General features: G+C 65.9%; 16 protein-coding genes and 1 pseudogene. 15 read left to right on the top strand and 2 right to left on the bottom strand.

Annotated elements, in window-relative coordinates; all coding sequences use genetic code 11:
• From R3280_RS11230 to R3280_RS11170, 13 genes and pseudogenes are all read left to right on the top strand, one after another.
• Window positions 1-463, top strand: a pseudogene (locus R3280_RS11230) (F0F1 ATP synthase subunit beta); the annotation flags it as partial.
• Window positions 464-502: 39 nt separating this feature from the next.
• The gene (locus R3280_RS11225) at window positions 503-925 is read left to right on the top strand and encodes a F0F1 ATP synthase subunit epsilon (protein ID WP_318998699.1); all 423 of its coding nucleotides are present in this window, start codon (window positions 503-505) and stop codon (window positions 923-925) included.
• A gap of 120 nt (window positions 926-1,045) precedes the next feature.
• Window positions 1,046-2,410 (top strand): bifunctional UDP-N-acetylglucosamine diphosphorylase/glucosamine-1-phosphate N-acetyltransferase GlmU, encoded by a 1,365-nt coding sequence (gene glmU / locus R3280_RS11220; RefSeq protein WP_318998698.1) that lies wholly within the window; start codon window positions 1,046-1,048, stop codon window positions 2,408-2,410.
• Window positions 2,411-2,457: 47 nt separating this feature from the next.
• Window positions 2,458-4,290 carry a glutamine--fructose-6-phosphate transaminase (isomerizing) gene (gene glmS / locus R3280_RS11215; protein WP_318998697.1) on the top strand — a complete coding sequence of 611 codons (1,833 nt, stop codon included), beginning with the start codon at window positions 2,458-2,460 and terminating at the stop codon, window positions 4,288-4,290.
• 139 nt (window positions 4,291-4,429) lie between these two features.
• On the top strand, window positions 4,430-4,936 hold the full coding sequence (locus R3280_RS11210) for a sigma-70 family RNA polymerase sigma factor (protein ID WP_318998696.1): 507 nt from the start codon (window positions 4,430-4,432) through the stop codon (window positions 4,934-4,936).
• Window positions 4,937-4,938: 2 nt separating this feature from the next.
• The gene (locus R3280_RS11205) at window positions 4,939-5,916 is read left to right on the top strand and encodes a FecR domain-containing protein (RefSeq protein ID WP_318998695.1); all 978 of its coding nucleotides are present in this window, start codon (window positions 4,939-4,941) and stop codon (window positions 5,914-5,916) included.
• 141 nt (window positions 5,917-6,057) lie between these two features.
• Window positions 6,058-7,083 (top strand): iron ABC transporter permease, encoded by a 1,026-nt coding sequence (locus R3280_RS11200; protein WP_318998694.1) that lies wholly within the window; start codon window positions 6,058-6,060, stop codon window positions 7,081-7,083.
• Window positions 7,080-8,072: a FecCD family ABC transporter permease gene (locus R3280_RS11195; RefSeq protein WP_318998693.1), complete on the top strand. Its 993-nt coding sequence runs from the start codon at window positions 7,080-7,082 to the stop codon at window positions 8,070-8,072. Before R3280_RS11200 ends, R3280_RS11195 begins: the two co-directional genes overlap by 4 nt.
• Before the next feature lie 11 nt (window positions 8,073-8,083).
• Entirely contained in the window at window positions 8,084-8,929 is an 846-nt protein-coding gene (locus tag R3280_RS11190; RefSeq protein WP_318998692.1) for an ABC transporter ATP-binding protein, read from the top strand.
• Window positions 8,930-8,933: 4 nt separating this feature from the next.
• Window positions 8,934-9,761: a (2Fe-2S)-binding protein gene (locus tag R3280_RS11185; protein WP_318998691.1), complete on the top strand. Its 828-nt coding sequence runs from the start codon at window positions 8,934-8,936 to the stop codon at window positions 9,759-9,761.
• Window positions 9,758-10,705 (top strand): iron-siderophore ABC transporter substrate-binding protein, encoded by a 948-nt coding sequence (locus R3280_RS11180; protein WP_318998690.1) that lies wholly within the window; start codon window positions 9,758-9,760, stop codon window positions 10,703-10,705. The genes R3280_RS11185 and R3280_RS11180 overlap by 4 nt, the downstream gene beginning before the upstream one ends.
• A 65-nt stretch (window positions 10,706-10,770) precedes the next feature.
• Window positions 10,771-12,546, top strand: coding sequence for an ABC transporter ATP-binding protein (locus R3280_RS11175; RefSeq protein WP_318998689.1), 1,776 nt, complete (start codon window positions 10,771-10,773; stop codon window positions 12,544-12,546).
• Between the two features lie 116 nt (window positions 12,547-12,662).
• A complete protein-coding gene (locus tag R3280_RS11170) occupies window positions 12,663-15,101 on the top strand; it encodes a TonB-dependent receptor (RefSeq protein ID WP_318998688.1) in 2,439 nt (812 codons plus the stop codon).
• Between the two features lie 121 nt (window positions 15,102-15,222).
• Here R3280_RS11170 and R3280_RS11165 read toward each other — a convergent pair whose 3' ends face one another.
• The gene (locus R3280_RS11165) at window positions 15,223-15,858 is read right to left on the bottom strand and encodes a DUF1826 domain-containing protein (RefSeq protein ID WP_318998687.1); all 636 of its coding nucleotides are present in this window, start codon (window positions 15,856-15,858) and stop codon (window positions 15,223-15,225) included.
• Window positions 15,859-16,212: 354 nt separating this feature from the next.
• On the opposite strand from R3280_RS11165, the gene R3280_RS11160 reads away from it, so the two are divergent.
• On the top strand, window positions 16,213-16,470 hold the full coding sequence (locus tag R3280_RS11160) for a type II toxin-antitoxin system ParD family antitoxin (RefSeq protein ID WP_318998686.1): 258 nt from the start codon (window positions 16,213-16,215) through the stop codon (window positions 16,468-16,470).
• A complete protein-coding gene (locus R3280_RS16900) occupies window positions 16,457-16,756 on the top strand; it encodes a type II toxin-antitoxin system RelE/ParE family toxin (protein WP_413468772.1) in 300 nt (99 codons plus the stop codon). The genes R3280_RS11160 and R3280_RS16900 overlap by 14 nt, the downstream gene beginning before the upstream one ends.
• Window positions 16,757-16,759: 3 nt before the next feature.
• On the opposite strand, the gene atzF is transcribed toward R3280_RS16900, so the two are convergent.
• The coding region (gene atzF, locus R3280_RS11155) for an allophanate hydrolase (protein WP_318998685.1) at window positions 16,760-18,314 on the bottom strand (1,555 nt) is incomplete at its 5' end.

Below are 18,314 nucleotides of genomic sequence, written 5' to 3'. Positions count from 1 at the left end.
CTTCTCGCACCTGGACGCCACCGTGGTACTGAGCCGTGACATCGCCTCCAAGGGTATCTACCCGGCGATCGACCCGCTGGACTCCACCTCCCGTCAGCTGGATCCGCTGGTGATCGGTCACGAACACTACGAAGTGGCCCGTGGCGTGCAGACCAACCTGCAGCGCTACAAGGAGCTGAAGGACATCATCGCGATCCTGGGTATGGACGAGCTGTCGGAAGAAGACAAGCTGACCGTCGCCCGGGCCCGTAAGATCGAGCGTTTCCTGTCACAGCCTTTCCACGTAGCCGAGGTCTTCACCGGCTCACCGGGTAAGTACGTGTCCCTGAAGGAAACCATCAGCAGCTTCAAGGGCATCCTGAACGGCGATTACGACGATATGCCCGAGCAGGCCTTCTACATGGTAGGTACCATTGAAGAGGCTGTTGAGAAGGCCAAGGAAATGAAGTCCAAGAAGAAGTAATGGGACTTCGTTTCCGGACCGATCAAAGAGGCAAATGAGATGGGTATGACCGTGCATTGTGACGTGGTGAGTGCCGAAGAAAAGATCTACTCCGGACTGGTTGAGATGCTGATCGCGACCGGGAGTGAGGGTGAGCTGGGTATTGCACCCGGCCATGCCCCGCTGCTTACCGCACTGAAGCCGGGCCCGGTCCGGGTGATCAAGCAGGGTGGCGAGGAGGAAATCCTCTACGTCTCCGGCGGCTATCTGGAGGTTCAGCCCTCCATCGTGACCTTGCTGGCCGACACCGCCACCCGCGCCAAGGACCTGGATGAAGCCGCTGCGGTGGAAGCCCAGCGGGAAGCAGAGAAAGCTCTGGCCAACCGCACCGGCGAGTTCGAATACTCCCGGGCCGCGGCCGAGCTGGCCGAAGCCGCCGCTCAGCTTCGCACCATCCAGGACCTGCGCCGGAAGATGCGCTAACGTCCAGGACGCCAGCTGTACGCCAAAGCCGCACCCTGACCGAGTGGTGGCCCATCGGGGCCATTACTCCAAAGGTTGCGGCTTTTTTATTGCGGCCCCTACATCAGAGATGATTTACCCATGACACAGCCCCTTCACGTCATCATCCTGGCTGCCGGCCAGGGCTCACGGATGAAGTCACGCCTGCCCAAGGTGCTGCACGGCGTGGCCGGCAAACCCATGCTGCACCATGTCATCGATACCGCCCGTACGCTGGATGCGGCCGGTATTCACGGCGTGATTGGCCACGGTGCTGATCAGGTCCGCGAGGCCACCCCCGCCGCCGATCTTCACTGGGCCCTGCAGGCCGAGCAGTTGGGCACCGGCCACGCCGTCGCCCAGGCCCTGCCCCAGGTACCGGATGACGCCCGGGTGCTGGTGCTCTACGGCGACGTCCCGCTGACCGGGTCCGCCACTCTCCGGCGCCTGGCCGAGGCCGGGGACGACACCCTGTCGCTGCTCACCGTGAACCTGGACAACCCTGAAGGTTACGGCCGCATTGTCCGCAACAGCGCCGGCGAGGTGCAGGCCATTGTCGAGCAGAAAGACGCCAGCCCCGAGCAGAGGGCCATCCGGGAAGTGAACACCGGCATCCTGTCGGTGGCGGCGCGCCATCTCAAGCACTGGCTGCCGAAACTGTCCAACAGCAATGCCCAGGGCGAGTACTACCTGACCGACATCATTGCCATGGCAGTGGCGGACGGTCTGCGGGTGGCGGTGGCACACCCGGACAACGCCTTCGAGGTGCAGGGCGTCAACAACCGTGTCCAGCTGGCCGAACTCGAGCGCTGGCACCAGGGCCGGGAAGCCCATCGCCTGATGACCGAAGGCGCTACCCTGATGGATCCGGCCAGGCTTGACGTCCGCGGTGAGGTCACCGTCGGCCCGGACGTGCTGATCGACGTCAACGTGGTACTGGAAGGTCAGGTGAGCCTGGGCGCCGGCGTCGCCATTGGCCCGGGCTGTGTCATCCGCAACGCCCGTATCGCCGATGGCGCGGTGATCCACGCCCACTCGGTGATCGACGGCGCCGAGGTAGGCGAGGGCGCCCAGGTGGGCCCGTTCGCCCGCCTGCGCCCCGGCACCGTCCTGGCGGAAAACACCAAGGTGGGCAACTTCGTGGAAACCAAGAAGGCCCAGGTGGGTGCCGGCAGCAAGATCAACCATCTCAGCTACGTGGGGGATGCCACCCTGGGCCGGGACGTCAATGTGGGTGCAGGAACCATCACCTGCAATTATGATGGGGTCAACAAGTTCCAGACGGTGCTGGAGGACGGGGTCTTTGTCGGCTCCAACACCGCTCTGGTGGCGCCGGTGACGGTCGCCCGGGGCGCGACGATCGGCGCCGGCTCCACCATCACCCGGGACATTGCCGCAGACGAACTGGCGGTGGCCCGTGGCCGGCAGCGCAACATTGCCGACTGGCCGCGGCCCCAGAAGAAGTAACCGGCAACTCCAACACTGATTCAGACGAAAGACAGGAAAGCAGGCACATGTGCGGAATCGTAGGCGCGGTATCGGAAAGGGACGTCCAGGGCATTCTGTTGGAAGGCCTTCGCAGGCTGGAGTACCGGGGTTACGACTCCGCCGGCTTGGCGGTACTGTCGCCGGATGCCGACATCCAGCGGGCCCGGGAGCTGGGCAAGGTGGCGGCGCTGGCGGAGATGGTGGAGCAGGCGCCCCCCAAGGGCGTGGTGGGCATCGCCCATACCCGCTGGGCCACCCACGGTGAACCCTCCCGCCTGAACGCCCACCCCCACATGTCCGGCGACCGCCTGGCCCTGGTCCACAACGGCATCATCGAGAACTACCAGGAGCTGCGGGACGAGCTTCGGGCCGAGGGTTACGACTTTACCTCCCAGACCGACACCGAGGTGGTGGCGCACCTGATCGAACGGGTTTACCGCCAGACCGGCAATCTCACCGAGGCGGTCAAGCAGGCCACCCGCCATCTCCGGGGCGCCTATGCCCTGGCGGTCGTACACGCCGATGAGCCCGATCACCTGATCGTGTGCCGGGAAGGCAGCCCGCTGGTGATCGGCGTCGGCATCGGTGAGAACTTCGCCGCCTCCGACCAGCTCGCCCTGCTGCCGGTCACTGACCGTTTCATGTTCCTGGAAGAGGGCGACATCGCCGATATCCGCAAGGACAGCGTCACCATCTGGGACCGTGATGATCAGCCGGTGGAGCGCCCGGTGACCCGTTTCGAGCACTCCGCCGACGCCGCCGAAAAGGGCGAGTACCGGCATTTCATGCTCAAGGAAATCTATGAGCAGCCGGCGGTGATCAAGGCCACCATGGAAGGCCGCCTGACCGATTCCCGGGTGCTGGAACAGGCCCTGGGCACCGAGGCCGGCAAACTGCTGGAGAACGTCCGCCACGTCCAGATCATCGCCTGCGGCACCAGCTACCACGCCGGTATGGTGGCGCGCTACTGGATCGAGGAACTGGCCGGTGTGCCCTGCTCGGTGGAGGTGGCCTCCGAGTTCCGTTACCGCAAGCACGTGATCCAGCCGGACACCCTGTTCCTGTGCATCTCCCAGTCCGGTGAGACCGCCGACACCCTGGCCGCCCTGCGCCAGGCCAAGAAGGCCGGCTTCCGCGCCGCCCTGGCCATCTGCAACGTGCCGGGCAGCTCCCTGGTGCGAGAATCCGACCTGGTGATCATGACCCAGGCCGGCCCCGAGATCGGTGTCGCCTCCACCAAGGCTTTCACCACCCAGCTCACCGCGCTGCTGATGTTCACCATCGCCCTGGCCCGCCATAACGGCCTGGCGGCTGAAAAAGAGGCGGAACTGGTCAAGGCCCTCAAGGCCCTGCCGAGCCAGGTCCAGGCCGCCCTGGCGCTGGACCCGGCCATTGCCGAACTCAGCGGCGCCTTCATCGACAAGAACCACAGCCTGTTCCTGGGCCGGGGCTCACTGTACCCGGTGGCGCTGGAGGGTGCGCTCAAGCTCAAGGAAATCTCCTACATCCACGCCGAGGCCTACCCTGCCGGCGAGTTAAAGCACGGCCCCCTGGCCCTGGTGGACAGCGAGATGCCGGTGGTCACCGTGGCCCCCAACAACGACATGCTGGAGAAGCTCAAGTCCAACCTGGAGGAAGTCCGGGCCAGGGGCGGGGAGCTGTTCGTATTCGCCGATGGCGAATCGGCCCTGAAGTCCGAGCCGGGTATTCACGTGATGCAGATTCCTGAGGTGCATCCGATCACCGCGCCCATCGTCTACACCCTGCCGCTGCAGCTGCTGAGCTATCACGTGGCGGTACTGAAGGGCACGGACGTGGACCAGCCACGCAACCTGGCCAAGAGTGTGACGGTGGAGTAGAGGAAGCAGAATCGGCAGCAAGGTCGCCGCGCCGGCCGAACGCCAGCCGGCGGCAGTGCATGAGAATGCGTAATATTTGATCCTGCAGATAATAATCGTTATCATTTAAGGATCGTAAAAAATCACGTGCTCGAAGCCCATGCCGTCAGCCACTTTCTCCCACAGCCTCGACAGCCTGTACCAGGAAAACCAGTCCTGGTTGCGGCACTGGCTGTATTCCCGGCTGGGCTGCTCGGAGAAAGCGGCGGACCTGGCCCAGGATACCTTTCTGCGCCTCCTCAAGACCGGCAACCAGCCGCCGGCCGGAGAGTCCCGCCGCTACCTGACCCGCATCGCCAAAGGGCTGATGATCGACAGCTACCGCCGCCAGAAGATCGAAGAGGCCTATCTGGAAAGCCTCAGCCGTCTGCCGGAGGCGGCCGCCCCGAGCCCGGAAACCCACCACGCCATCATAGAGACCCTGTCCGAGATCGCCGCCCTGCTGGATGGCCTGCCCCACAAAGTGCGCAGGGCCCTGCTCCTGCGCCAGCTGGATGGTCTCAGTTATGCCGCCATTGCCAGCGAGCTGTCGGTGTCGGTGTCCTCGGTGGAGAAGTACGTGGCCCGCGGGCTGGCCGCCTGCTGCCTGGCACTGGAGGTGCCTTGACCATGGGCAGCCATCAACCCTTCCTGGCCGACGGGGGGCCAGCGGAGCCCGATCATATTGAAGCGGCGGCGCGCTGGATGGCGCGTCTGCTGGCGGATGATGTCAGCGACCAGGACCGCCTTGCCTGCCAGCAGTGGCGTGCCGCCGATCCCCGGCACGAACAGGCCTGGCAGCGGATGTGCCGGGTATCCGGCAAGTTCGCCTCGATTCCCGCCGGCACCGAGATTCTGGAGTCCGCTCGCAAGGCAGTGGTGTCACGACGGCAGTTTCTCAACCTCTCCCTGCTGGCCGTGGTCGGTGCCGGGGCCTGGCTGGCGGCGCCGCACGCCCGTGTTGGCGCGGGTTTGCTGGCGCAGTACCGGACCGGCGTCGGTGAAAGTCAGACCTACACCCTAAAAGATGGCACCCGCCTGACCCTCAACACCGACACGGCGGTGGATGTCAGCTTTTCTTCCGGTGAGCGGCGTATCCGGCTCCACGAAGGGGAAATCCTGGTCAGCACCGGTCAGGAATCCCCCCGCCGTCGCTTTGTGGTGCAGACCCGGTTCGGTGAACTGGAGGCCCTGGGGACCGAATTCAGTGTCCGGCAGTACCCGGATCACGCCCGTGTCGCCGTGCTGGAGGGGGCGGTCAGGGCGCAAAGCGGCAGTGGCGGTGGCTCGCAGCGTATAGTGCCCGGTCAGCAGGCCCGGGTGGACGGGCTCAGGGTGGATGCGCCATCACCCATGCCGGCATCCGCGGTGAGTTGGCGCCAGGGCAAGCTGGTGGCCGAGGGCATGCGGGTAGCGGACTTCGTCGAGGAGATCGCCCGTTACCGGCCCGGCTTCACCCTGTGCGATGACGCGGTGGCCGAAATGACCATCAGCGGGGTCTTCACCCTGGCGGACACCGACCGGGCGCTGCAGAGTCTCGCCGGCAGCCTGCCGGTGGCCTTGAAGTACCACACCGATTACTGGGTCAAGGTCATTCCGGCCCACTGAGCGCCACCGATCAGGCCGGTATGCCATCTTCCCGCACCTTAAGCGGCATGGATTTCCGGAAAATCCTTACGGGTTTTGCGGTTTCATTCGGAAGAGTAGATGGAACCCACCCAAATCATCACCGGCCGTTGATCCTCCTTGATGCAGAACCGACCCGACACCAGGGTAAAAGCCCCCGTTCGCCGCCAGTCGATCACGATGGCTTTGCTGTGCCTGCTGATGATCCTGGCCGCCATCGCCAGTCTGCGCATCGGGTCCCTGCCGCTGTCCACGGCGACGGTGCTGGAGAGCCTGGTGGCCTACGACGGCTCCGACGAACACCTGGTGGTGCGAACCCTGCGCCTGCCCCGGGTGATCCTGGCTATTCTGGCGGGCGCCGCCCTGGCGGTGGCCGGGGCGCTGATGCAGGCGGTCACCCGCAATCCACTGGCGTCGCCAACCATCTTCGGGCTCAATGCCGGTGCCGCCTTTGCAGTGGTGACCCTCTCATTCGTGGCCGGCCTGAGCAGCCCCCTGGTGCTGGTGATCGCCGCCTTCGCGGGTGCGGTGGGCGCCGTGACCCTGACCTACCTGATCGGGTCGGCCGGCAGTGGCGCCACCCCGGTGAAACTGGCGCTGGCGGGCACGGTGGTGGGCATCTTGCTGTCGGCTTGGGTCAGCGGCATCCTGATCTTCGACCAGCAGACCCTGGACGAGGTCCGGTTCTGGCTGGCCGGCTCCATCGGCGGCCAGTCCCTGGCGGACAGCGCCTTTACCCTGCCGTTCCTGTTGGTGGGCCTGGTGCTGGCGCTGGCCATCAGTCACCAGCTCAATGCTCTCAACCTGGGAGAGGCGGTGGCCACCACCCTGGGCCAGAACACCGGCCGGATCCGGGCGCTGGCCACCCTGGCAACGGTGCTGCTGTGCGGCGCCGCGGTGGCGGCGGTGGGGCCGATCGGCTTTGTCGGCCTGGCGGTTCCCCACCTGGTGCGGTTGCTGATGGGGCCGGATTACCGCTGGGTCATTCCCGGCTGCCTGCTGGCGGGCCCCGCGCTGCTGCTGGCCGCCGACACCCTGGGCCGGGTCGTGGTGGCGCCGGGTGAGCTTCAGGCGGGCATTGTCACGGCCTTGATCGGAGCACCGGTGCTGATCCTGGTGGTGCGGCGCTACAAGGTGATGCAATTATGAGCCATGGCCTGTCCCGCGCTGCTGTGTTCTGCCTGGCGGTCCTGGCTGCCATGGTCGCACTGGCGGTCTGGTCCCTGACCCTTGGCGTTTACCCGTTGTCACCGGCGGCGGTCTGGACCGCCCTGGCCGGCCAACTGTCCGCTATCGAGACTCTGGTGTTGCTGGAGCTCCGCCTGCCCAGAACCCTGGCCGCGTTAATGGTGGGCTTTGCCCTCGGGCTCTCCGGCTGCCTGTTCCAGGGCCTGGTGCGCAATCCCTTGGTGGCGCCGGACATCATCGGTATCAACGCCGGTGCCGGCCTGGCCGCGGTTGGCCTGATTGCCACCGGCACCGGCCTGGCCTATGTGCCGGCAGCGGCCATGACGGGCAGCCTCATGACCGCGGCTGCGATCTACCTGCTGGCCTGGAAGGCGGGTGTGGTAGGCAACCGGCTGGTGCTGGTGGGCATCGGGGTGAACGCCATCCTGGCGGCGCTGACCAGTTACCTGATCGTCAAGTTTCCGGTGGAGTCGGTGACCCCGGCCCTGGTCTGGCTGGCCGGCTCGCTGTCCTCGGTGCAGTGGCCGCTGCTGGGCTGGTTGGGCATGACCCTGCTGCTGGCGACACCCTTGAGCCTGATACTGCTGCGCCGTCTGCAGTTGCTGCAGCTGGGCGATGACAGGGCCCGGGCCCTGGGGCTGGTGGTGGAGCGGGACCGTGGGGTGCTGCTGCTGATCGGCTCCTGCCTGGCCGGTGCCGCGGTGGCGGTGGCCGGGCCCATCGCCTTTGTGGCCCTGGTGGCGCCCCACATCGCCCGCCTGCTGGCCGGCCCCCTGACCATCGGCGTGCTGGTGCTGTCCGGCCTGACCGGAGCCTGCCTGGTGATGGTGTCGGAGCTGATCGCCCGTCACGCCATGGCGCCGGTCACCCTGCCGGTGGGACTGATTACGGCCGCTACCGGGGCGCCGCTGTTCCTGTACCTCCTGTATCGTGAAAACCGCAAGGCCTGAGGAGTCCAACCATGCCTGATCTGCGCGCGCAGCACGTGACTCTGGGATACGCCGGCCGGCCGGTGATCCGGGATATGTCCGTGGCCTTTCCCGGTGGCGCTGTCACGGTGATCGTCGGTGCCAACGCCTGTGGCAAGTCCACCCTGCTCAAGGCCACTGCCCGCCTGCTGGCGCCGGAATCCGGCCAGGTGCTGCTGGACGGCAAGTCCGTCCATCAGTTGCCCACCCGCCAGCTGGCCCGTCGTCTGGGCATGTTGCCGCAGTCGCCGGTGACACCGGAAGGCCTGACGGTGCGGGACCTGGTGGGCCGCGGCCGGTTTCCCCACCAGGGCCTGTTCGCCTACTGGCGGGACGAGGACGAACGCGCCGTCACCGAGGCCCTGACCCTCACCGGCACCCTGGACCTGCAGGACCGGCCGGTGGACGAGCTCTCCGGCGGCCAGCGCCAGCGGGCCTGGATCGCCATGGCCCTGGCCCAGCAAACCGATATCCTGCTGCTGGACGAACCCACCACCTTCCTGGACATCGCCCACCGCCTGGAGGTGCTGGATCTTCTGCATCGCCTCAACCGGGAGCGGGGCACCACCATCATCATGGTGCTGCACGATCTCAACGAGGCCAGCCGTTACGCCGACCACCTCATTGCCCTAAGGGATGGCCAGGTGGAGGCCGCAGGGGCGCCAGGCCAGGTGGTGACACCGGCGCTGGTGCAAAAGGTGTTCGCCATCGACAGCGTGGTCATTCCGGACCCTCTGACCGGCAGCCCCATGGTGATACCCAGAAGCGCCGCCGGCCCCGCCAGTGCGACAACGGAACCCGCTGTGGCAGGCCGCCGCCAGGAGTTCCAGGATGGCTGAGGCTATGGCGCAAACACCCCTGGCGAACACCCTGGCCGCCGTCGCAGCGGGTGAGGAGCACGAGGTCCTACCCCAGCTGGCGCCCCGGCCACCGGAGGGTTACCTGTCGCTGGCGGCGCTGGCCCGGTCGGATGCTAAGCTGGCCTGGCTGATGGCCCGGTTGCCGGAGGTCTGGGACAGTGACGACCCCCGTTTCGGCGCCGCCTGGCTGTTCGAGAAGGTGGTGGAGCACACCGTCTGGGCCTTTACCGGCAGTTTCGCGATCCACCAGCGGGTGCCTTTGGCCGGTCCCGAATCCGTCTGGGTCAGCTTCGACGAAGACGGGGCCTGCTCTTTGCCGGTGCTTGGCGATGCCCACTTTGCCTGCCTTCCGGATGACCCCCAGGCCGGCCATGAGCACGCGACTGTACTGGCCTCTGTGGAGGGGTTGCGGGACTGCCTGCTGCAACAGCTGCACGACGTCTACCTGCCCCTGGCCCGGGTGCTGGCCAGGCCCGCGCGGCGGGGCCTGCGCACCCAGTTGCGGGTGGTGGCGGATCTGGCCATCGTCGGTGCCTGGTGGTATGCCCGTGAGCATTACGGTGACGATGTGGGGTTCCGCTACGGCGAGATGCTCGGTCACGGCGGGCCGCCCCTGTGGGGCCGCGCCGGCTTCCACGACTTCCCGCATCGGGGCCGGCTCTTCCGTCACCGCATCCGCAATACCTGCTGCCTGTTCTACACCCGCAGCGAGCGGCGCTTCTGCTTCACCTGCCCCCTGCGCAGTGAAGCGGACCGGCAGCAGCGCTGGGCGGAGCACTTCGATGCGCGGATTGCGGAGGAAGGGCGATGAGGCGCCTGCTGACCATTTCTGTCCTGCTGGCCGTTCTTGCGGGCCCTGCGCTTTGTCTTGGCCAGGGGCAGGGCGGTTACCCCGTTACCATCGACCATGAGTATGGTCGGACGGTGCTCGAGGCCATGCCCGAGCGTATTGTTTCCCTGGAGCCGGGGTTGATCACCGACACCCTGATCGCCCTGGGCCACCCGCCGGTGGCAAGCACCGCCTATGGCATTGGCGATCCGGACGCTGACGGTTTCTGGCCACCGGCGATCCAGGAGCAGGCACTGGCGCTGGGTATACGGCCCATCGGAACGGCCTCCGAGCCCAGCCTGGAGGCCATTGCCTTGCTCAAGCCGGACCTTATCATCGGCTATCCCTGGCACGCAGCGACCCTGTATGGCCGGCTGTCGCTGATTGCGCCGACCCTGGTGGTGCCGGACGTGCGCGATTTCCGTCCCCCCCTGAGGCAGATCGCCCGTGCCCTGGGCGCCAACGAGCGTGCCGAGGCCCTGGTCGGGGAGCTGCAACAGCTCCAGGATGAGATCCGCCAGGCCCATGGCGGCACTGACATCGCCATCGTTCGGCCGCGCCAGTTCTCCACCTGGCTGTACGGGCCGCCGTCCAACGCCGGTCGCCTGCTGAGCGAGGCGGGGCTCAGGGTAGTGGTGCCGGTGAATGAGGCCTCGGTGACACCGGACAGCCCGGGGGCCATCCATGACCTCTCGCTGGAGCGGGTGCCCGGTGCGCAGGCGGACTTCCTGTTTTTCATCCTGTATAACCTGGACGAGCCCCTGACGAAATATCTCAGACACCCGGTCTGGCAGCGCAACGCCGCCATAGCCGAGGGCCGCGCCGCCGGGGTGCAGGGCATTGCCTGGACCAACCATGGCCCCCTGGGGGCGCTGGCAATGCTGCGGGAGGCCAAACGTGCCCTGGATACCCAAGCCATGCAGTAAGCTGGCCCCTACAAGTTGCAACTTCGCCGGCTGGCGGAGTCCGCGCCGAGCCATCGAGGTCCACTATGACGCCACCCTTCTCTGACCGACCCTTCCGTTTCACCTGGTGGGTGGTCCGCCGTTATGTGCCCAAGCGTGCCGCCGGTCTGCTGGCCATCACCCTGGTGGCCACCACCCTGCAGAGCCTGGTGCCCTACCTGGTGGGTGAGTTCGTCAATCAGCTCGACGGGGCCGGCCCGGCCGAGCTGGCGGCGCGAAGTGAGGACTTGTACAGCCTGTTCTGGCTGCTGGTGCTGGCCTGGTTTGCCGGGCCTTTCGTGCAGCGGCTCTACACGGCGCTGAACGCCTTCACCATGCCCCGCATGCGGGCGCAGATCGACAGCGAGCTGTTCGCCTGGACCCTGAAACAGTCCAAGACCTTTTTCGAGAACAGCATGGTGGGCTCGCTGACCCAACAGATCCGCAAGGCCGGCCAGGCCTCCGCCAATCTGTTCGAGAGCTTCGTGCTGCCGTTTGCGCGGGTGGCCACCACCCTGGTGGTCTTCGCGGTGCTCTTTGCCACTGCCCTGCCGGGGTACGGCCTGGCGTTTGTCGTTTTCTCGGTGGTATTTGTGCTGGTCTCCCTGGCGCTGGCGAGATGGATGGGCCGGATTGTCAGCGCCCTGGCGGCGGCGCGCTCCCGGGTGTCCGGCCGGATTGCCGACGCCATGGGTGCCCACGATGTGGTCCGCAGCTTCGCGGCGGAGGCCTCGGAGGTGGGCCAGCTCCGCACGCTGGTGGAGGAGGAATACCGCCGCGGCCGCGACGCCCGGCTGCATTTCACCGTCATGCGGCTGGCCCAGCTGATCCTGAGTGTGGGTTTCATGTCGGTGATGATCTGGCACGCCCTGGGGGAAGTCATCGCCGGCCGGCTGTCTCCCGGCGATTTGGTGATGATGCTCACCATCGGCATCCAGCTTGCCCTGACCATCAATGACCTGGGGGACAACATCCTCGGCTGCTTCGAGTATGTGGGGGATCTGCAGGAATCCCTCGACGCCCTGGTCCACCCCATTGCCATCACCAGCAAAGCCGAGGCGGGAGCCCCGTCCCGGGCTGAAGGGGCTTTGGCCCTGGACAACCTGACGTTTCGCTACGGCGACGGCAAACCTGTGTTCGAGGGCCTCTCGCTCTCGGTCCGCCCCGGCGAGAAAGTCGGCATCGTGGGCCGTTCCGGTGCCGGCAAGACCACCCTGCTGCGGCTGATCACCCGGCAGTACGACCCCCAGGGCGGGCGCATCCTGCTGGACGGGCAGGATATCCGCGAGCTGACTCTGGAAGGCCTCAAGCACCAGCTGGCGGAAGTGTCCCAGACCGCCGAGCTGTTCCACCGCTCCATCCTTGAGAACATCCGTTACGCCCGCCCCGATGCCAGTGATGACGAGGTCATGGCCGCCGCCCGGGCCGCCCAGTGCCATGACTTCATCATGGCCCGTGACGGCGGCTACGGCGCGGTGGTGGGGGAGCGGGGCGTCAAGCTGTCCGGCGGCGAGCGCCAGCGCATCGCCATTGCCCGCGCCATCCTCAAGCAGGCGCCCATCCTGCTGCTGGATGAGGCCACCTCGGCCCTGGACAGCCGCAGCGAGCGGGACATCCAGAAAGCCCTGCAGCACCTGATGACCCAGCGCACCGTGATTGCCGTGGCCCATCGCCTGTCCACCCTGGCGGGCATGGACCGGATCCTGGTGCTGGAGCAGGGCGAGGTCGTTGAGGAAGGCAGCCATGAGGCCCTGCTCAGTGCCGGCGGCACCTATGCCCGGATGTGGCGGTTGCAGAGTGAGGGGTACATGGTTTCCGAATGATCCCCGATGTCGGGCAGAATCCCGTTGTTGAAAATACTTCTCAGAATCATTACGGGTTTTGCCATCTGGTTCGGAAGAGTAGATAGAACCAACCCAGTCGATATTGAGGTCTGTCTATGCACTCTGTTTTATCCACCCGTTCCCGACCGCAAACATACCGCGCCGGCCGGCTCTCGCTCATCGCCGTCGGTGTCGCCGTTGCCCTGGGCACCGCCACGCCCATGATCGCCATGGCGCAGGCCGGCGGCACCACCGAGCAGGCCGGTGCGCAGCAGTTCAATATCCAGGGCGGCGCCCTGGACGCCGTGCTCAACCGCTTCGCCCTGGCAGCCGGTATTGAGTTGTCGGTGGCCTCCGATCTGACCCGGGGCAAGACCAGCCCGGGCCTGCAGGGGCAGTATTCCGTCGAGCAGGGGCTGCGGACCCTGCTGCGGGGCACCGGCCTGAGCTACAGTTTCGTGGACCGCAACCGGGTTACCCTGACCAGGGCGCAGGAGAACGACCCCGTTCAACTGGACGCCATCGTGGTGGAGGGCTGGCGGCCCAGCGCCACCGAGGGCTACCGCGCACCCCTGATCTCCTCGGCCACCAAAACCGGCGAGTTCCTGGTGGACGTACCGGCGTCCGTTTCAGTGGTGACCGAGGAACTGATCGAGGACCAGAACGCCCGCACAGTCGCCGAAGTCCTGCGCAACGTGCCGGGTGTGGGCACAGGCCCCAATGCCGCCAACGTCTCGGTCCAGGAGGAAGTGACCATCCGGGGTTTCGATGCCTCGCTGGTCAGGATCAACGGCGTGCAGCGGCGCTCCACCGGCCCGCTCGGCCTTGCCAACGTGGAGAGTGTGGAGGTCCTGAAAGGCCCCTTCTCCGTGCTCTACGGCGATCTGTCCCCGGGTGGCTTCGTCAATATCCAGACCAAGCGGCCGCAGCGTGAGGCCGCCGCCGAGGTCAAGCTGGGTGTCAGCCAGGTCATGGCACCCTCCCTCGACGGCAGCCAGGGCCGTGGCAGCATCGACCTTACCGGTCCGGTCAACGAGGACGGAACCGTCCTCTACCGTCTGATCGCCTCCGCCGACGGCGGTAGCGGCGTCAGTGACACCGTTGAGAACGAGCAGCAGTTCATCGCGCCCTCATTGTCCTTCCTGGGTGCCGATGATCGCCTGCGGGTGGACCTGGACCTGCGCTACCTGCGCAACGACGAAAGCTTCTTGTACGGGGTGCCGGCGCGCAACGGCGAACCCGACAGCCGTATCGACCGTGATGACTTCCTGGGCGCGCTGGACAACGAGAAGATCACCGAGGACCTCGACGTCGAGCTGCGGGCCGACTACGAACTCAGCGACCGTACCCGCATGGACGCCGCCGTCACCTTCCATCGCAACGAGATCGAGGCGCGGGCACTCCGCCCGGGTTCCCAGCAGGTGGCCGCGGACGACACCATCTCCCGCCGGTACTCGCTGACCAACCTGCGCACCACCGACCGCCAGGTCGAGGCCAACCTCATCCACGAACTCACCGTGGGTGATACCGACTGGCGCTTCCTGGCCGGTGCCGACTACCTCGAGAACGAGCTGGAGGACACCGGGCCCGGCTCCGGTAACTTCAGCAACTTCGACTCCATCAATGTGCTCAATCCGGATAACGATGTGACCTTCCCGTCGGACGACGACCCGGGTATCAATAAATTCGCCCGCACCGCCAATGAAACAGACCAGTGGGGTGTCTACAGCCAGGCGGAGGTGTGGTTCCGCGAACAGCTCAAGCTGCTGGCCGGCGTCCGCTACACCCAGCTCGATTACCTCTACGCCGAACCCGGTTACGAGTTCAAGGAGAGCCCGGACAGCGTCGACCCGCGCCTGGCGGCCCTGTACAAGCTGACCCCGCAGACCTCCCTCTACGCGACCTACAGCAGCTCGTTCCAGCAGTCGTTCAGCTTCGATCCGGACAACGATGACCCCCTGGAGGCCACCCAGTACGAGCTTGGCGTGAAGCAGGAATTCGCCCAGGGCCGGACCATCCTGACAGCCTCCTTCTTCGACCTCACCCAGAAGAACCTGATCACCACCGACCCGGTCACCGGCTTCGGTCGCCAAATCGGCGAGGCCGCCACCCAGGGCTTCGAGCTCGAGGTGCGCGGACAGGTCAGCGAACGGCTGCGGGTCCAGGCCGGCTACACCTTCCAGGACAACGAGATCACCAAGGACAACGACGGCAATGAGGGCAACCGCCTGCCCAATGTCGCCGAACACGAGGCCAGCCTGTGGGCCAACTACCGGCTGCCCACCGTGGGCGGCGGGCGCTGGTTCCTGGGCGGTGGTGTCTTTTACGAGGGTGAGCGCTACACCGGCGCCCGCAACACCGTGGAGATGGAAGACTACATCACCACCGACCTGAGCCTGCGTCACGAACGCCAGCTCGGCGGCAGCCTGGTCTCGGCCCAGTTCGGGGTGAAAAACGTCTTTGACGAGGAGTACTACGCCGGCGGCTTCGGCGAGGGCATTGCCTTCCGCGGTGAGCCCCGCACCGTCTACAGCAGCCTCAGCGTCAACTTCTGACGCCCGTGGTGCAGCGATCATGGCATCGCTGTACCGCGTTCTCCCTCTGTCCCGGCCCGGTTCTATTGCCGAGGCCGGGCCCTCTATCGCGAGCCTCGGGTGGGACCTTGATGACCGGCAATCAGGACAGCCAGTCCAGGCCCAGAACCACCCGGGGGTGGGTGCCCGGCGCCGGCGAGCGGTGTACAAGGCCATGGCCCTCGTTGCCAATCCAGGCCTCGCCTTTGAGCAGTGAGACCGCACCGGTGGGAATGGCCTGAATATCGGCATCCCCCACTTGCTGGTCCGGCAGGGGGCCTGCCTGGGCTGGTCGTTTCACCAGGGTCTCCGGCAGCCATTCCGTGCCCCGCCCGACATAGGTCACCAGCAGCCGCGCCGGTACCCGGTCGGTATGGAAGCGCGGGCACATGGTGTCCGCCAGCACATGCAGACGAACACCCACCGCGGCCGGCTCGAACAGGCACCGAAACATCTCCACCAGCTCCTGGACGTCCGCCAGCCAGGCCTTAGCCCCGGGCAGGGCCTGCGCCCAGCCCGGCAGAATCTGGTCAACACCCTCTCCGGCCTCAAGGCCAACGAAGCGTTCAAAGGCACCGGCCTGTCGCGAAAAGCCGCCCGCGAAACGGGTACAGTCATCGCTCAGGGCGCGCTCCCAGACCACCAGATTGACCTCGTCCCTGAAGATTTCTGTCAGGCAGGCAACCTTGCTGCCGTGCACGGCTATCGGATGGGCAAGGGCATTGGTTTCTCCGGACATCCCAGAAAGCTCCTTCGATCTGTTAATTGCAAAACGCGTGTGACTCTCGAGCGATGAATGTTATGTTATAACATAGCAACTGTAAACCGGTGCCCAGGCACTGGGCATCTAACTCGAGTAGGAGAACTGGAATGAATCAACAGGACACCCGTCTTCCTGTGACCTGTTGCTCATCACGGAGATCCAGTCGAGTGGGAGCTGACGCAGATGAATGGCCAATCCGCAATCAACCTGATCACAGCGGAATCTGGTTCATGTCCGCAATTTGGCTCATGCCTGCGTCGGCTGTCCCGTTAACGGATTTACCGCTATGCTGCACCAATAGTATGCGTTTCGGTGTAGGAGGGTAACGGGATGCCAACAGTGCGAAAGACCATCACTCTTTCAGACCGGCAGAGCGAATGGGTCAAGTCCCGTATTGCCAGTGGTGATTTCACCAATGACAGCGAATACATCCGCGATCTGATTCGGCGAGACCAGGAACGTCATGCCGGCATAGAGCAGTTACGCGCTGCCCTCCTCGAGGGTGAAGAGAGCGGTATCAGCAAGCGCACACCGGGTGATATTCGAAAAGCAGCCAGGGAGAGGCTGAAAGCGGATGGGTTGTTATAGACTCGGCAGACAGGCGGACGAAGATTTCGAATCAATCTATGTCTATGGTGTTCTGACCTTTGGACTGGAGCAGGCTGAGGCCTGCACTGAAGGTCTGGAACGTCGCTTTGAGCAGATCGCAACCGAGCCGCTCCTGTACCCTGCTATTGATCATGTGCGGCCGGGTTACCGGCGCACGGTATACGGGAGTCACGCCGTGTACTACAGACTCCATGACGATATAGTCCTGATTGTGCGTATCTTACGAAGTCAGGATGTTGTTATCGCCTTGCCAGAGAAGCCCTGATAGTTAACTCTTTTCTGGTCCTTTTTCGCTTTCCAGAAACCCCCGCCAGCCGCCCAGATGGGTAATCTCCTCGGCACCCTCCAGCCCCACCGGCTCGCAGATGAATCCCGGCACCCAGCGACCGTCCTTCAGTTCCACCTTGCCGATACCCAGGGGCGCGGGAATGCCCACCACAAAGCTGCCGAAGCGGTCGGCGGGCAGGCGCCAGATTTCCACCGGCAAGGCCACGCCTTGCTCGGATTCGCGGATCAGCCCGGGCCGCAGCGGGGGCCCGCCCGCCAGCAGGTACATGCGGTAGCAGGCGGCGGTTTCGGTGGTTTCCACCAGCACGCCGCCCCGCTCGGTCAACTGGTGGTTGAGGGGCAGGCCGGACAGGTGCGCGCCGCAGACCAGAACATCGATGGTGCCGGCTGTGGATGCCGGCATCGGCGCCTCGACGGCATCTTCGAGTGCGCCTACCTGCTTCACCGCCTGCGGATGCAGTCGGCTGGCCAGCGCCAGCAGGGCTTCGTCCTGGAAGGCCGGCGCGAACAGGGTGCAGCCCAGCGGCAGGCCGCTGTCCAGGAACCCGGAAGGCACTGCCACGGCGCTGTAGTCCAGCAGGTTCATGAAGTTGGTGTAGGTGCCCAGGCGGCTGTTGCGGGCCACCGGTTCCTCGGCCACCTGGGCCTGGGTGTAGATACCCGGGGTGGTGGGGGTGACCATCACATCCACCTGCTGCCACACCCGGTCCGCCTGCAGTTTGAGCTGCTGCAGCCGGTAGCGGGCGGCGAAGGCGTCGGCGGCGTTGGCCTGGCTGCCCTGGCCGATGATGGCGCGGGTCACCTCGAGCAGGGCCTCGGGCTGGTGCTGGATCAGCGGGCTGGTGGCCAGGTAGCGTTCCGCCACCCAGGGCCCTTCGTAGAGCAGCCTGGCGGCATCGCTGAAGGGCTGGAAGTCCACCTCCACCGGGGTTCCGCCCAGCTCGGTAAGCGCCGCCACCGACTGCTCGAACAGCCGCTGGCAGGCCCCATCGCCGTCGAATTCCAGCTGCGCCGGGCGTGGCACGCCAAACCGGAAGTGTTGCGGTAACGGCCGTTGCCCGACCGGCAGCGGGCGCTGCCAGGGGTCCTGCGGGTCACGGGCCGAGGCCACCGCCAGCAGGGTGGCGGCCTGGGCCGCCGAGCGGGCGAAGATGGAGACGCAGTCCAGGCTCTGGCAGGCCGGCACCACGCCGCGGACACTGATTCGGCCCAGGCTGGGCTTGAGGCCGACCAGGTTGTTGAAGGCGGCCGGCACCCGGCCGGAGCCGGCGGTATCCGTGCCCAGGGCAAAGCTCACCAGCCCCAGGGCGGTGGCAACCGCGGAGCCGGAGGACGAGCCGCCGGAGATGTAGTCGGGATCGAAACTGTTGCGGCAGGGCCCCCAGGGTTCCGGTGAGCGTGTGCCCACCAGGCCGGTGGCGAACTGATCCAGGTTGGTCTTGCCGATGGGAATGGCACCGGCATCCACCAGCGCCTGGACCACCGCCGCATGCTCCGGTGGCTGGTAGCGGAAAGCCTCGCAGCCGGCGGTGGTG

The organism is Marinobacter sp. (genome assembly GCF_033722195.1).
In the GTDB taxonomy this organism is placed as follows: domain Bacteria; phylum Pseudomonadota; class Gammaproteobacteria; order Pseudomonadales; family Oleiphilaceae; genus Marinobacter.
This window is presented reverse-complemented; position numbering and strand designations above follow the sequence as displayed.

Bases quoted from the DNA above. Each gene is read 5' to 3' on its own strand.
- R3280_RS11225 (WP_318998699.1), top strand. From the start codon at position 503: ATGGGTATGACCGTGCATTGTGACGTGGTGAGTGCCGAAGAAAAGATC.
- glmU (WP_318998698.1), top strand. From the start codon at position 1,046: ATGACACAGCCCCTTCACGTCATCATCCTGGCTGCCGGCCAGGGCTCA.
- glmS (WP_318998697.1), top strand. From the start codon at position 2,458: ATGTGCGGAATCGTAGGCGCGGTATCGGAAAGGGACGTCCAGGGCATT.
- R3280_RS11210 (WP_318998696.1), top strand. From the start codon at position 4,430: ATGCCGTCAGCCACTTTCTCCCACAGCCTCGACAGCCTGTACCAGGAA.
- R3280_RS11205 (WP_318998695.1), top strand. From the start codon at position 4,939: ATGGGCAGCCATCAACCCTTCCTGGCCGACGGGGGGCCAGCGGAGCCC.
- R3280_RS11200 (WP_318998694.1), top strand. From the start codon at position 6,058: ATGCAGAACCGACCCGACACCAGGGTAAAAGCCCCCGTTCGCCGCCAG.
- R3280_RS11195 (WP_318998693.1), top strand. From the start codon at position 7,080: ATGAGCCATGGCCTGTCCCGCGCTGCTGTGTTCTGCCTGGCGGTCCTG.
- R3280_RS11190 (WP_318998692.1), top strand. From the start codon at position 8,084: ATGCCTGATCTGCGCGCGCAGCACGTGACTCTGGGATACGCCGGCCGG.
- R3280_RS11185 (WP_318998691.1), top strand. From the start codon at position 8,934: ATGGCGCAAACACCCCTGGCGAACACCCTGGCCGCCGTCGCAGCGGGT.
- R3280_RS11180 (WP_318998690.1), top strand. From the start codon at position 9,758: ATGAGGCGCCTGCTGACCATTTCTGTCCTGCTGGCCGTTCTTGCGGGC.
- R3280_RS11175 (WP_318998689.1), top strand. From the start codon at position 10,771: ATGACGCCACCCTTCTCTGACCGACCCTTCCGTTTCACCTGGTGGGTG.
- R3280_RS11170 (WP_318998688.1), top strand. From the start codon at position 12,663: ATGCACTCTGTTTTATCCACCCGTTCCCGACCGCAAACATACCGCGCC.
- R3280_RS11165 (WP_318998687.1), bottom strand. From the start codon at position 15,858: ATGTCCGGAGAAACCAATGCCCTTGCCCATCCGATAGCCGTGCACGGC.
- R3280_RS11160 (WP_318998686.1), top strand. From the start codon at position 16,213: ATGCCAACAGTGCGAAAGACCATCACTCTTTCAGACCGGCAGAGCGAA.
- R3280_RS16900 (WP_413468772.1), top strand. From the start codon at position 16,457: ATGGGTTGTTATAGACTCGGCAGACAGGCGGACGAAGATTTCGAATCA.